Annotated in this window: 13 protein-coding genes; 8 read left to right on the top strand and 5 right to left on the bottom strand. The window is 41.9% G+C overall.

All coding sequences use genetic code 11. The annotated features are described in order from the left end of the window. Position 1: 1 nt before the first annotated feature. From nuoH to ACEQZT_RS03510, 4 genes are all read right to left on the bottom strand, one after another. Positions 2-976, bottom strand: coding sequence for an NADH-quinone oxidoreductase subunit NuoH (nuoH, locus tag ACEQZT_RS03525; RefSeq protein ID WP_370087293.1), 975 nt, complete (start codon positions 974-976; stop codon positions 2-4). A 57-nt stretch (positions 977-1033) separates the two neighbouring features. After that, entirely contained in the window at positions 1034-1522 is a 489-nt protein-coding gene (locus ACEQZT_RS03520) for a hypothetical protein (RefSeq protein WP_370087291.1), read from the bottom strand. A gap of 10 nt (positions 1523-1532) precedes the next feature. Continuing rightward, the gene (murI, locus tag ACEQZT_RS03515) at positions 1533-2357 is read right to left on the bottom strand and encodes a glutamate racemase (RefSeq protein ID WP_370087289.1); all 825 of its coding nucleotides are present in this window, start codon (positions 2355-2357) and stop codon (positions 1533-1535) included. 86 nt (positions 2358-2443) lie between these two features. Next, positions 2444-3817 carry a cystathionine beta-synthase gene (locus ACEQZT_RS03510; RefSeq protein ID WP_370087287.1) on the bottom strand — a complete coding sequence of 458 codons (1374 nt, stop codon included), beginning with the start codon at positions 3815-3817 and terminating at the stop codon, positions 2444-2446. Positions 3818-3967: 150 nt separating this feature from the next. Here ACEQZT_RS03510 and ACEQZT_RS03505 point away from each other — a divergent pair, with 150 nt between their 5' ends. The 5 genes from ACEQZT_RS03505 to ACEQZT_RS03485 are packed head-to-tail and all read left to right on the top strand — an operon-like array spanning position 3968 to position 8770. Then, a complete protein-coding gene (locus ACEQZT_RS03505) occupies positions 3968-5137 on the top strand; it encodes a T9SS type A sorting domain-containing protein (protein WP_370087286.1) in 1170 nt (389 codons plus the stop codon). 44 nt (positions 5138-5181) lie between these two features. Continuing rightward, complete coding sequence (locus ACEQZT_RS03500) at positions 5182-6534, top strand: M24 family metallopeptidase (protein WP_370087284.1); 1353 nt, start codon at positions 5182-5184, stop codon at positions 6532-6534. Continuing rightward, positions 6535-7353 (top strand): AraC family transcriptional regulator, encoded by an 819-nt coding sequence (locus ACEQZT_RS03495; protein ID WP_370087282.1) that lies wholly within the window; start codon positions 6535-6537, stop codon positions 7351-7353. It abuts the gene before it with no gap. A 54-nt stretch (positions 7354-7407) separates the two neighbouring features. Continuing rightward, complete coding sequence (locus ACEQZT_RS03490) at positions 7408-7815, top strand: DUF1761 domain-containing protein (RefSeq protein ID WP_370087280.1); 408 nt, start codon at positions 7408-7410, stop codon at positions 7813-7815. A gap of 1 nt (position 7816) precedes the next feature. Further along, positions 7817-8770, top strand: coding sequence for a TolB family protein (locus ACEQZT_RS03485; RefSeq protein ID WP_370087278.1), 954 nt, complete (start codon positions 7817-7819; stop codon positions 8768-8770). Between the two features lie 60 nt (positions 8771-8830). On the opposite strand, the gene ACEQZT_RS03480 is transcribed toward ACEQZT_RS03485, so the two are convergent. Continuing rightward, on the bottom strand, positions 8831-9238 hold the full coding sequence (locus tag ACEQZT_RS03480) for a DUF1761 domain-containing protein (RefSeq protein WP_370087276.1): 408 nt from the start codon (positions 9236-9238) through the stop codon (positions 8831-8833). A gap of 385 nt (positions 9239-9623) precedes the next feature. Here ACEQZT_RS03480 and ACEQZT_RS03475 point away from each other — a divergent pair, with 385 nt between their 5' ends. The 3 genes from ACEQZT_RS03475 (at position 9624) to ACEQZT_RS03465 (ending at position 14863) form a co-directional block, all read left to right on the top strand. Then, on the top strand, positions 9624-11891 hold the full coding sequence (locus tag ACEQZT_RS03475; protein ID WP_370087274.1) for an ATP-dependent helicase: 2268 nt from the start codon (positions 9624-9626) through the stop codon (positions 11889-11891). A 24-nt stretch (positions 11892-11915) separates the two neighbouring features. Further along, a complete protein-coding gene (locus ACEQZT_RS03470) occupies positions 11916-13760 on the top strand; it encodes a cystathionine beta-synthase (protein WP_370087272.1) in 1845 nt (614 codons plus the stop codon). Positions 13761-14224: 464 nt separating this feature from the next. Further along, positions 14225-14863, top strand: a complete 639-nt coding sequence (locus ACEQZT_RS03465; protein ID WP_370087270.1) for a tetratricopeptide repeat protein — start codon at positions 14225-14227, stop codon at positions 14861-14863. The last annotated feature ends 13 nt before the right edge of the window (positions 14864-14876 follow it).

Here is a 14876-nt window from a genome sequence, read left to right as displayed (position 1 = left end):
TTCAACTGATTAACCAAAGCTTCCACAATGCACAAACAAATAACATCACTATGGCTATTGGGGTTAGGTATTTCCATGAAAGACTCATCAACTGATCCACACGAAGGCGAGGAAGTGTCCACCTCACCCACATTTGGATAAAGATCAAAATCATTGATTTGAATAACAACCAAAATGTCCCCCAAATAACTCCCTCACCAAAACCTGAAACCGGCGAATTCCATCCGCCAAAGAAGAGAATCGACCCGAGAATGGATAAAAGCAACATCATACCATATTCTGCCAGCATAAAGATTCCCCACCTGAAGCCGGAGTATTCGGTGTGGTATCCGCCAATGAGTTCAGACTCAGATTCCGGCAGATCAAAGGGAGTTCGATTTGCCTCTGCCAGCCCGGAAATGAAAAAGATGATGAATGGGATGATGAGAACCGGATGTGAAATGATAAACCAGGATAATATTCCCCCTCCTTGCATTTGGCTCATCTGCTGAAGATCCAATGAGCCTGAAATAATAACCACGCACAACACACTGAGACCAAGAGGCACTTCATAGGAAATGATTTGAGCGACAGACCTCATAGCTCCATATAGACTGTATTTGTTATTGGAAGCCCAGCCCGCCATTAGGATTCCTAAAACATCCAGCGATACAATAGCTAACAAAAAGAACACTCCACTTGTGATGGTAGAACCTGAAAAATCAGCATTGACCGGAAGCACGGCATAACCACCAAAAACTGCAATGAAAACTATGAGTGGGGCAATCAGATATGGAATGATATCCACAGCACTTGCCCGGATATCTTCTTTTTGCAACATCTTCAAAAGATCTGCAACGGTCTGCAGGATACCTTTCGGCCCTACTTCCATCGGCCCCAAACGATTTTGGATAAACGCGGCAGTTTTCCGCTCGGCATATACAGCGAATATGACGAAGATCAGCAGGAATCCGAGATAGAAGACGAACGAAATCACGCTCGAATTTACCCCTCAGGTGAGTCTAAGAAAACTATATCTGGAAATAAATGAGAATTACCCTGGCAGCCACCCTACCGTTACATCTTCTAATCGAAGATAATCGATTACCACACCATCAAAAACAACGTTTTTCAGAATGATAGTTGCCTTATAGGCTTCCTTCTTTTCTGCCTTTTTAATCTCTACCTCACTTACACGAACTTCGACTATGCCCTCGGAGGCAATCTCTTCTAATAACTCTTCAGGCTTATCCGCCATCACATCATTGCATAGGGATGAAGCGATCGAGCCAGCATATTTCTTTCGGGTCACTTTCACCACATCAGCTATTCCAATGGCATAAGCTTGAGTTTGCTCCAATTCAATGGATGATGCGTCAAGCACTACAGACACATATTCAGTATTGTCATCTGTTAGTTTGTATACAATAAAGTTTCCGCAACCTACGCTCCCTCCGTTGTAGGGATGTATCGTTTTCGTGCCTTTATTCACTGCACATGCTGAAACTAAAACGACCAGTATTAGAAATAAAGCCTTATTCATATTTGTAAATCTAACCCAATTCGTCCCAGATAGGAATCTTTTCAAGATGAACTTCTTTACCAAAAAACGTCTTGGTGGTATGCTCAAAAGCCTCGGTAAAATCGGAAACCAAAAATTGATAAGATGGTGACTGGTCCTTATTTACCAGCTGGTGATATTCTAAAAATGACTTGAGTGCCTGTGCTACCGTCTCGGCAGAGTCAATGATCTCTACATGCGCATTATGTTCCTGATAATAGGCCTTAATTTCGGTCTTGATGATTGGATAGTGCGTACATCCTAAAATCAGTGATTTTATACCCACTAAGGCTGGGTCATTAAGGTATTTTTTGATGATATCATGACTGATTTGGTCATTGTAAATACCCTCCTCAATCATAGGAACCAACAGCGGGGTAGCCAACGATGTGAAAGTGATATTTTGTTTCAATTCCTCAATCTTTCTACCATAAACACCTGCAGATACTGTTTGCTTCGTGCCGATAAGTCCTATTTTATCGTCATTGTGATTTTCTCTTATGTAGTCAATAGTAGGATTGATTACATCAAAAACCTTGGCTCTTTTACCCACATACTCCGTAACCAAATCATACGCCGCTGAAGAAGCTGAATTGCATGCAATCAGAATGACCTTACATCTTTGTTTCAATAACATTTCAGCAATACGCACAGAATAGGCCTGAATGGCTGCCGTGGATTTATCACCGTAAGGAAGATGAGCCGTATCTCCAAAATAGATCAGCGATTCGTTTGGCAATACTTTTTTAACAGCCCTAGCAACTGTGAGGCCACCTATACCGCTATCAAAAATTCCAATTGGTTGATTTGATTTCATCGTTTTGAATGAAAAAATCCCGACGTACTACCGTCGGGACTGCAAGTAAAGAGTTACTATTTTAAATTGTGCTATTTCAAAAGTAATCAATTCGTCATCGCTACCAAAAGATCACTTTGTGTGATAATATGCACCTTATTGTTTTCATCGCGAATCATTAACGCTTTCTTTTCCTTACCCAGCATAGATGACATCACATCGATCGGTTCCAATGAAGAGATAAACTGGAAAGGAGCTTCCATAATTTCAGAAACAGGCTTGTCCTTTAGCGAAGGGTCTTCTACCAAACTCTTGAGCAACAAACTATCAGAAACACTTCCAACATACTCATTTCCATCAATCACAGGCGCCTGGTCAATACCTTTTTGGCTCATCAGTTTCACAGCCTCTCCCACCTTCAATGATTTATCAATGCATACAAGATCAGACGATCCGTTTTTGCTCATGATGATATCCTTCGCAGTTGCAAACTTTCTGTCCTCCAGAAATCCATGATCCTTCATCCAGTCATCATTGTAGACCTTACCCAGGTATCTGGTGCCGTGATCAGGAAGAATGATCACCATCACATCATCATCGTTCAAATTTTCCTTGGCATACTCAAGAGCCCCATGCACTGCAGAACCACACGACCAGCCTACAAAGAGTCCTTCCTCACGAGCCAATCTTCGGGTCATGATGGCAGCATCCTTATCAGTTACCTTCACGATGTGGTCCACCATATCAAAATCAACATTCTTAGGTAGAATATCTTCCCCTATTCCTTCAGTTAGGTATGGGTAAATTTCCTTTTCGTCAAATTCGCCTGTCTCCTTATACTTCTTAAAAACTGACCCGTAAGAGTCTAGCCCGACTGTAATAACATTTGGATTTTGCTCCTTTAAGTATTTTGAAGCCCCGCTGATTGTACCTCCAGTCCCCATGCCTGCAGCATAATGGGTGATTTTGCCATCCGTGTCTCTCCAGATTTCCGGACCAGTAGTTTCATAGTGCGATAAAGCATTAGCTGGATGATCGTATTGATTAGGGTAGAATGAATTGGGAATATCTTTTTCCAACTGCTTAGCTACAGAGTAATAAGACTTAGGATCATCAGGAGCTACATTGGTGGGGCAAACTACTACCTCCGCTCCCATGGCTCTAAGAACATCCATTTTTTCTTTACTCTGCTTATCAGCTAAAGTAAAGATGCATTTGTACCCTTTAGAAATGGCCACAAGGGCCAGGCCCATTCCCGTATTTCCAGAAGTACCTTCTATGATGGTTCCACCAGGCTTGAGAATTCCTTTCTCCTCAGCATCCTCTATCATCTTCAGGGCTATTCTGTCCTTGATCGAGTTACCTGGATTGAAATACTCAACCTTGACCAGAATAGTTCCTTTTATGCCCTTATTGACACTATTTAGTTTTAAAAGTGGGGTATTTCCTATTCCCTCCGTTAAATTATTTAGATACTTCATTTAATATGTTGTAGATAAAATACAAAGGTAGAAAAAAGCAGTTCAACAACCACCAGAAAACTTTTGTCGAATAAATGTCCCAATTGAGTTACATAGTAAATCCAAATAGGTATACATACACGTATATTTGCAATAACAACTAATTGACAAATGAGATCATTGATCACATTGATATCATTCTCCATTTGTGCCATTGCTTTTGCTCAAACAACAACGCAGGATGGCTCATGGCAGAATAATTCCAACTGGAATGCTACATACCCAGGCTCGGGGACGGATGGAGATGGTACTTTGAACCTAAATGGGGAAACCTTGAATTTCAATGATTACATCACATTAGGCTCAAATGTTAGCAGAGTTAATATCAATGTGGCTAACAGCAACTTCGCTGGAGAGTTTATTGTCAATGACACCTTGGTAATTTTCGGAGATGTGGTTTTTGAAAACAAATCGATGGAATTAACTGTCACCTCAAATGGAGTACTAATTGTATTTGGTGATTTAACAATGAACAATAAGATTTCAGTAGATTCTGATGGGGTTATTGTTGTAACTGGTACATTTACTATGTCGGGATCTGGAGCTCAGAATGATTATTCAGGGACAGGCAATGTTTATGCTGGAGGGTATGGAGGTAATGCTCAGAGTGAGATTGATGATAGTGGGGATGGTGATGGAGACTCCTCATTTACAATTGATGAACTCTCCGATGATGGTTACGGTTCACTTGAAGAATTTGTAAACGGAGGTGGTGCTACTCCGCTCCCAGTAGACTTGCTATATTTCAATGTTTCAAACAAAGATCACATTTCACTTTCATGGGCTACAGCTTCTGAAATAAACAACGACTATTTTCAGGTAGAGCGCTCAGAGGATGGTCAGCATTTCTACGAGATAGGTAGAGTGAGTGGAAATGGAAATACAAATGAGCAGATCGAATACACATTTGAAGACAAGTTTCCATTAGCATCTGTGGAATACTACCGATTAAAGCAGGTTGACTTTGATGGTCAGCATGAATACTTCTCGGTAAAGCGAATCAGTACCGGAATTGAGACTGCACAAACAAAGATTAGCGCCTACCCTACCGTAGTTAAAGACGGTGTAATTAAGCTATCATCGAACACTCCTTTTCAAATTAAAAAGGTGACAGTTTACAGTCTATCTGGAGGTGAAGCTAAGAGTCTACTGGAGAATGTCATTCAGGAAAATCCATTGAACTACCAGGTAAATGCATCTCAAATGAGTAAAGGAATTTATCTGTTGAAAGTGGTTTCTTCAGAAGGTGCTGAATTATCCACTCGTATAATTGTAGACTAAGCCTCCGAGCTGAATGACTATCTTTAGTGCCTAAACACTAAAGCATGAAATCATTTTTACTTATTTCATTTCTTACTTTAAGCTTTGGGCTTACAGCCCAAAATCCCTATTTCCCAAAAACGCTATCCATGCGTGAGCGTGCTGAGGTCATTGATCAATGGCTAAACGAGCGAGTGCAAATAGTACTCCCTGAGGTGATGCGCCGTGCCGATATAGACATGTGGGTGGTCATTGCTCGAGAGTACAATGAAGATCCCGTGATCAAAACACTACTTCCGGCTACCTGGCAGTCTGCCAGGCGAACCACCATGCTAATAGCATACGATCCGGGTAACGGGAAACCGCTGGAGACTTTTGGGATGAGCAGATACAATACAGGAGATCTTTTCAAGACTGTTTGGAACAAAGAGGAACAGCCAGACCAGTGGAAGGCACTGGCAGAGATGATTATCCAAAAAAATCCAAGAAAGATAGGTATCAACAAATCAGAAACTTTTGCACTGGCAGACGGCATCTCCTCCACGCACTATGACATGCTGATGAAAGTTCTGCCAAAAAAATATCAAGACAGAGTCGTAGGAGCTGAAAATGTAGCGATCGGATGGCTCGAGACACGTACCGAAAGCGAGATGACTGTTTATCAAAACATTGTCCGAATGGCTCATCAGATCATTGCTGAGGGTTTTTCTGAAAAGGTCATACAACCTGGAGTGACTACAACCGATGACGTAGTATGGTGGTATCGTGATCGCATCAGAGAGCTTGGATTCACTGCATGGTTTCATCCTTCCGTCTCAATTCAGCGGAAGGATCCTGAATCATTTGATCATCTTCGCTCCTTTTCTGAGCGTCCTGAGCATCAAGTGATTTACCCCGGTGATTTGCTGCATGTAGATTTTGGAATTACCTATTTGAGACTCAACACCGACACACAGCAGCATGCATATGTGCTGAAGCCAGGAGAACGTGAAGCCCCTCAGTTCCTGAAGGATGCATTTAAGGAAGGGAATCGTGTGCAGGATATTTTGACCTCCAACTTTAAGGAAGGAAGAAGTGGAAATGAGATATTGAAAGCAACACTGGATCAATGCAAGGCCGAGGGATTGAAGGGAGTGATCTATACCCACCCGATTGGTTTCCATGGTCATGCTGCAGGGCCTACCATCGGACTTTGGGATCAGCAGGACGGTGTACCTGGCAAAGGGGATTATCCGCTCTACGCGAATACTGCCCATTCCATTGAGTTGAATGCTGGCGTTTACCTGAAAGAATGGGATAAAGAAATCAGGATTATGCTAGAAGAAGATGCATTTTTTGATGGCAAGACAGTAAGATACATCGATGGCAGACAGACAGAAATTATGACAATCCCCAGAGCACTTTATCCAAATGAGTAGATGAATTTTCATTTTCATATTCCGGAGGGTATTCTTGCCTTGTATGTAGAGTCCATCGTCTACTTTGACTCCTATTCACCTGATCATGAAAAGGAACGACTCCTGCCTGACGGGCGCCAGACACTAATTATCGATCTCACCGAACGACCGAAAAGTATTTTTGATAATTCCAATCTGGCAGAAAAGCAACAATGCAAACGATTCTGGTTTTCAGGTGCAAGGAATGAACTACTAACCATTGACTCTGGCGGGCGTATGTCCAGTATGATGGTGGTCAATTTCACCTATGCAGGTGCTTATGCGTTTGTACAGCAACCAACAGATCAACTTCAAGGCTCGGTAGTGGATGCAGATTTACTTTTCCATGAGTCCATCGCAAATCTCAGAGAGGATATTCTGGAAAAATCATCAGCGTTAGAAAAATTCAAACTTATGGAGGACTTTCTCGCGAAACGAATCTCTTCCAAAACCATTCCTTTGGCAATTGTACAAACGACCGCCTTGATTGCTAAAAATCCTACTTCCGGTACCATCAAATGGATTTCTGAAAACAGCGGCTATAGTCAAAAGCATTTCATTGCTCTTTTCAAGAAATATGTAGGCCTGACTCCTAAGGGCTTTCAGAAAGTGATGAGATTCCAGAAAGTGGTAAATGACCTGCAAAACACCAATCAAATCAATTGGACACAGCTAGCGCTTGATTGCGGATACTACGATCAGGCTCATTTCATCAATGAGTTTAAAATCTTCTCTGGATACAATCCCAACCAATATCTTACGGAAAAAGGACCTGATCTCAATTATATCCCACTGAGGTAAATTTTTTCCAATACAGATATCTCACGCCGCTCTACATTTACTTCAAAAAAACTTATGGAAGAAATGTACATCAATCATTGGGCAGTACTTGTTGCTGCTGTTGCTAATCTTGTTGTGGGTGCTATCTGGTATTCTCCAGTATTATTTTATAATGCCTGGAAGTCTGAAAACAATAAAACAGATGAGGACTTCAAAAATATCAACATTGGTAAACTATACGGCATATCCACCTTGCTATCCATCATTTTGTGTTACAACATGGCTTTTTTTCTTGGTGACGCTAATACAGATTGGGTATGGGGAACCACAGCTGGATTCTTAGCTGGATTTGGCTGGGCAGCCATGATCTTCATCATCATTGCAATGTATGAGCAAAAATCCATTCGATACATGCTCATCAATGGTGGCTATATTGTAGTTTACTTTACGTTAATTGGATTTATAATCGGAATCTGGAGATAAAATGAAGAATCTAACCTATATAATACTTGCCCTCTTACTTCTTTCGTGTGCTAAAAAAGAAGCCAAGCAACGATCAAAAGAATATCGAATCGCCTACAATGTATGGACAGATCGTGAAGGAGATAATTACGAGGTTTTCACTATGAAATTAGATGGGTCTGACCAGGCAAATATCACGAATCTTAACGGAGTGGAATGGACATACAGAGCTTATAATGATAAAGTGTTGTACATATCCGATAAAGACACCTGCCACCGTTGCTATTTCTTGTACGAAACAGATGCTCTTGGAAAGGAACACAGAAAAATTGGCGGCCCGCAACTGCGAGACAGCTGGATGAGCACGCGGAAAGGTGGTGAAGAGATCATTGTAAACCCTAGAGTAGAAGGTGATAGCGCCTTCTATATTATTACCAGATCAGGTGAACTCATCCAAAAAGTCTATACCGGACTCCCCTATTATAGCGATCCATTCTTCTCGCCAGACGGATCAGAGGTTGTGTTCAGAGGATCAAAAAAGCGATTTAAGGCAAATATCGGCTACCAGGATGAACTTTATATTGTTGGCGCTGATGGCGGCAACCTGCGGCAGCTTACCTATTACCCAGAGGGAGACACTACAGCAGATTGGTACAGCTACCATGCAGGTCCTCCGTATTGGGAACCAAATCGCAACATCATCACCTACCACTCAAAACAGCAAGGAGGGTCATACCTATTTCAAATTAATCCAGATGGTACAGGTTTGAAAAAGCTAACTCCAGACTCTATTTTGGTAGGTTGGCATTCATGGTCGTCAGATGGTCAGCTTATTACCTTTGATTCCAATTCAGGGGGAAAAGACGATAAAATGAACTTTGACATTTTCACAATGAATTATGAAACCGGAGCGATCACGCAGGTCACAACAGACACGCTTTTCGAACAAGCTCCTGTATTTGTAGAAGTGAAGTAGTATCTAAAAAAACCTCCACTATCTCCCGATGAAGGGAGATAGTGGAGGTTAAATTCAATATTACATTACGGTAAGAATCACTCCCATCAGTGTGAGCAGAATCACAAAGTAAAACGCATTGATAAACCACAGCTTAAGCGATGTTCGTGAAAATAACGCGTTGACTCCCATAGACAGGGCAATAAAAAAGAAGCCTATGTGAAAACCGTATGCAGCACCTTGACCCACTGATGGTTCAGAACCTCCATGGCCAAGGAATAGCGCAAGCTGCAGAGCTATAATAAATTCGAGAACAAATGCAGTCCCGTAGATTTTTGCCATGTTGGCATCCTTGAGGTCATCTTCTGTGAATCCCATCTCCGCCATCCAGGCTTTGCCAAAAAGAGGACCATACCAGATACCTCCTACCACAAATGCTGAAACAGTCGCTACCACAACTGCCAGCCAGTTAATTGTTGAAAAATCCATAATCAAATGTTGTTAAGTTAGTTTTTGTCAAAAACAAGATAAGGATATTCCTCCACTATCGACTCCATTCATCAGATCATTTTCAATACTTGCAAATTATCAATCCGATAGCTTCATCAAGTCAAGCATTGAACCTAATCTTGTATTAACGTTTATTTAATGTTGCTTAATTTTAACACTTGCAAAAGACAACTAAAATCCGTTCATCTCTGACTTCCGTGAAAAAGCCATTCTTTAGAGCGAGCAACATTATTTTAATTGTAGAGGTGATTTTATTTCTGGCTTTTCTAGGCTTCATCGTCCTTAACAATATTTTCGAGTTTGTTTCTTGATTTTAGGAGGTTATCCTGAAATTTTTAATGCCCAAATCTGATAGATTTGCCACATGGCAGAAGCGCAGGCAGATTATCTCAATGAACTCAATCCCCCACAGCGAGAAGGTGTAGTAAATGTAGAAGGTCCTTGCATGATAATAGCAGGTGCAGGGTCGGGAAAAACTCGAGTACTCACCTACCGAATAGCTCACTTAATAAGGGCTCATAATGTTGATCCGTTCAATATTATGGCACTCACATTTACCAACAAGGCTGCCAGGGAAATGCAAAAAAGGATTGAGGAGATGGTGGGCACAGATGCCAAAAATCTCTTCATGGGCACCTTCCACTCAGTGTTTGCCCGAATACTTAGAGCTGAGGCCGCAAGCATAGGCTACCCCAGCAACTTTACAATCTACGATACCGATGACTCAAAATCGCTAATCAAGCTGATCGTAAAGGAGTTCAACCTAGATGATAAGGTATACAAACCCAACATTGTCTACAACCGAATCTCCAGTGCAAAAAACCGGCTCGTATCCTGGCGAGAATATCAAAACAATCCAATCTATCTGGAAGATGATACGCAGAATATGCGACCCGAGATGGGTCGGATATACAGAGCCTACGCAGAGCGGTGTTTTGCCGCGGATGCCATGGATTTTGATGATCTATTGTTCAATACAAACATTCTCTTTCAGGAACATCCGGACGTCCTGAATAAATATCAGCAGCGCTTTCACTACGTGATGATTGATGAGTTTCAGGATACAAATATTTCTCAGTACCTGATTGCTAAAAGGCTCGCAGCAGTACGCCAAAATATCTGTGTGGTGGGAGATGATGCGCAGAGTATCTATGCTTTCCGTGGTGCGGACATTCAAAACATCCTGAACTTTGAACGGGACTACCCTGATTTAAAAACCATCCGACTGGAGCAAAATTATCGGTCGACCAAAACGATCGTAAATGCAGCGAATTCGGTCATCAATAAAAACACTGCTCAGCTAAAAAAGAGCGTTTGGACTGCAAACCAGGAAGGTGACCTGATTGAACTCATCAAGTCCACATCCGACAATGAGGAAGGGAAGCTGGTGGCCTCTGCCATCTTCGAGACCAAAATGCACAACCATGCCTCTGAGAAGGAATTTGCCGTATTGTATCGAACAAATAGCCAGTCACGAGCCATTGAAGAAGCGCTGAGGAGAAACAATATCAAGTACCGTATTGTAGGTGGGCTATCATTCTATCAGCGTAAAGAAATCAAGGACCTCCTCGCCTACTTTAGATATACCGTGAATCCCAATGATGAAACTGCCATGCGCAGAATCATCAACCTTCCCAAAAGAGGAATCGGTCCCGGTACGATTGACAAAATGGTGGTCGCTGCAAATGAAGAAGGTAAAACACTGTGGGAGATCATGGAAAAGGCCAGCTCCTATGTTGGGGGTAAAGGCGGCACTCAGGTAGAAAACTTTGCAACATTGATCAAATCCTTTCGACTGACCGATGAGAAGAAAGATGCCTATGATACGGCTTCTCACATTGCCAAGACTTCCGGCTTGCTAAAAGAACTCTATGAAGACAAGACCATAGAGGGAATGAATCGCTACGAGAACACTCAGGAACTTCTCAACGCGATAAAAGAATTTACTGATGATCCGGAGCGAGAAGATAAAAGTCTCGGGGCATTTCTTCAGGATGTAGCCTTGCTCACCGATGAAGATCGAAACAAAAAGAATGAGGAAGCGGTGACGCTTATGACCATACACATGGCTAAGGGTCTGGAGTTTCCCTATGTATTCATCGTTGGGCTGGAAGAAGAGCTTTTCCCATCTCAAATGATGCTAAGTAGCCGTGCCGATCTGGAAGAAGAAAGACGCTTGTTTTATGTAGCCATCACCCGTGCTGAAAAGAAGCTTTTCATGAGCTATGCTTTAAATCGGTACCGATTTGGACGACTAAAGACTTGTGAGCCAAGTAGATTTTTGGAAGAAGTAGATCCTGCATTTATTAAAGTAAATCGCAAGTTCTCATCAAAAGATCCCGTCTCCCCCGGAATCAACTATGTGACAAAGAATTTTGTTAACAACATCAAAAAAGAGAACTCAACAAAACGATTTGCAGCTAAAGTCAACCATACTCCAAGTGCCGATTTCCAACCAAGCGATACGACCAATCTTGCTGAAGGAATGAACGTGGAGCACCCAAAATTTGGTTTTGGTGTAGTGACAAATATTGACGAGCAGGGAGCCAATAAGAAAGCCAAGGTTGACTTTGAAAAGGCCGGAGAAAAAACCCTCTTGCTGAGCTTCGCCAAGTTGAGAATTCTAGAATAAAGCAAAGACAAGCTTTACATGACAATGAAAGAAAGTAGCGTACTGAATTACATCAAAGATGTATTGACTAACATGCCGAGTGACTGGCTAAACCTGACCACTCACCGGCTGGATATTTATAATGAGGAATTAGCAAAAACAGAATTTCTACAACAGTTTGAAAAGCTATATGCTGAAAATAATTCCGAGACATCAGACTTAACCAAGCTTCCAACGGCGTATGATTACATCCGCCTGGGACATCCCCTATCCACCGTTTTGGAGTGGGCTCTTGCCAAAGAACACAATCTAAAGGCGGATCAAGTCATCGCTTTTGGGTCAGCTACGATTCCCATTTTGGCAGTCCTACGAAAGAATCTTACCGATGGTGAAAACACCCAAATTGTCTACACCGATAAATTACCTGAGGCGTTTGATTCTGAGATTGCAAAGCAGATATATGGCTACCACTTCGAGTTGAAGAAGGTGGCAAGTGCAACGGAAATACCGGCATTTGATGGTAGCACCGTTTTCGTTTCGATACAGGATGACATTGACGCAATTGAGCTAAATCCAGCTATTGATTTTCATTTAAGTATTTTCGATGGGCTGGGAAGTATCCTGCTGATCAACGGCGAACAAAACGCCTCCTATGTATCTGCTATTCAGCATGTGAGAAGAAGAGAAACCATTGCCATGACACCTGCCAACTGTGTTGTTGCGCTAAGAAGATTGATTGGTGAATCAGATCCAGCTGTATCGTCAGGTGACAGTGATTCAAATAAAAAAGTGGTTTTGGATACCATCCGAGAGATCACCGGCACGGATACCAGGGCGCTTCTTGGATCGAGTGGACTTTCCATTCAGTACGCCATCATGATGGGGCTGGTAGATCATGCGCTGGAAGCTCATCCCGGCAAAGACATTCGAATTATTGTTCCTCCCAATTGCTATGGGGGTACCAATGATCAAGCCAGACGGGTAGCAGCTTGCCTGGACAATGTGGAGGTGCTGGATCTCCCCGTAGACGGCAAGCATGACATGGTACAAAGCACGGACAAGGTGCTGGAACAGGTGGCCAATGAAGATGCCATACCTTTCATCATCGCTGAGATTCCCACGAACCCGAGAGTTGAAGTTCCTGACCTGAAGGCTTTAAAAGCCGCTCTGAGTAAAAAGCGGAAAACTTCCAGTGGTAGCGATGCAATTGATCCGGTATTCATTCTTGACCAAACGTTTTGCCCTAATGTTCAGTTTCTAGCTGAAAATGGCTACTTCTCAGGTGTGCAGGCTATCTCTTATGTCAGCGGGTCTAAGTTTCCGAGCGGTGGAAAGTGTACAGCCGGGTACTGTGTAGCAAACAAGGAAGCTTCCGGCTTAATGGAGAAGATCGAAAAGCATCTGGTCCTTTGTGATAATGAAGCCACTGATTTTCAGGTAGCTATTCTCGCCGAGCAGATGCCATCTATGAATGAGCGAATAGCTGAAGCCTATAAAAATACACGGGAGTTTGTAAACTTCATCAAAGACGTTCTGCCTGCAGCCAGGATCAATTTTGTATCAGAAGAGCTGGCCAAAGAAGGCTTCACTCCATCCGTATTTTCGCTGGATCTGCCTACCAAAGGCGATACCGAAATAGAGCGGGAAGCACACAAGCGTGAACTCAATAATAAGCTGATCACTATGATGATCACTGAAATCCCAAATGAGAGCAAATACTGCGTGAGCTATGGCCAGCTGAAAGGGTGCTATTGGACGATCCCAGCCACCTCCACCCAGGGGACAACCAAAGAATCTGACAAAGACTACATTGCGCGTGTTTCAGTTTCTCCGGATTTAAACCTGGAACTACATAAGAAAGTATTTAGGGATTTTGTGAAGCAGATGTGAGTTTTTCATCAAGACTTGTATGAGAAGCTGATCTATTTGGATCGGCTTTTTGTTTACAGATAAGGGTATATTTAATGAAAAGTAATGTTTGCACCAATTGTGTTCGCGCATTAATGTTAGAGCAGCTTAAAAGTAACCGCTTACTTTAGGCAGAGTAACCTGTTACTTTAGGCAAAGTGACCTGTTACTTTGGGCAAAGTGACCTGTTACTTTGTGTGAACCATATGGTTAGGTTTTCAAGTCGATCAGGTTATGCCTATTCAGGAATAAATCAGAGAGCTATGCAAAACCGCTTTTTGTATATTTGAAGTGTGTGTTATACCTGTCTACAAATGCTTACAAGTAACTAAAAAACGGATTTAAAGTTGGTTTTCAGATAGTTAGGAATAGCACAAACAAAAAAGATATAAGATAAATAACGCGCACTGTGCGAGTTACATTAATGTTATAAGCCACTTAGAACTGTGCAAGTAAAGCAAACAATCCTTCTCTCCTTAATCATCATAATTGTAGTTTCGTGCTCAACTCCTAACGGCGATTCAAATGTTCAACTTGGAGCCGAGTACTACCGGAACGGAGAATATTCCAAAGCAGAGACTGAACTCAAAACCGCATTAACAAAAGAATTAACAGAATACTCTCGTAAAGAAGTACTAACAATTGTTGGTAATCTATACTACGACACGGACATGTACGACAGCTCTGAATTCTATCATAAAAAAGCACTTGAAATTGACTCTAACTACGTAGATGCAATAGTCAACTTAGGAGTACTCTACAGGCTAACTTCAAAATTTGATTTAGCTGAAAAACAATATTTAAGAGCCAAAGAACTAGATCCTAACAACCCAGACTTATATAGTAGCCTTGGAGCTTTATATATTCACACAGGAGATATCGAACAAGCAGTAAAGAATCTAAGAAAAGCAATACAAATCGATCCTCAGCTTCCTCTAGCGCATTCTAACTACTCACTAGCACTTGCTATGACTGGAAAATTTGATTCAGCCTATTTAGAACTCAAGCAAGCAGTAATGCTTGGCTACAAAAATGGAGACGTCATTAAAGAGCGGATCGACAACTTAAGAACTTTAGAGCAGTAGGCTTATAACAGTT

The sequence above is a fragment of the Ekhidna sp. genome, assembly GCF_964218185.1.
Taxonomy (GTDB): domain Bacteria; phylum Bacteroidota; class Bacteroidia; order Cytophagales; family Cyclobacteriaceae; genus Ekhidna.
The sequence above is the reverse complement of the archived record's forward strand: the minus strand, read 5'-3'. Positions and strand labels throughout refer to the sequence as shown.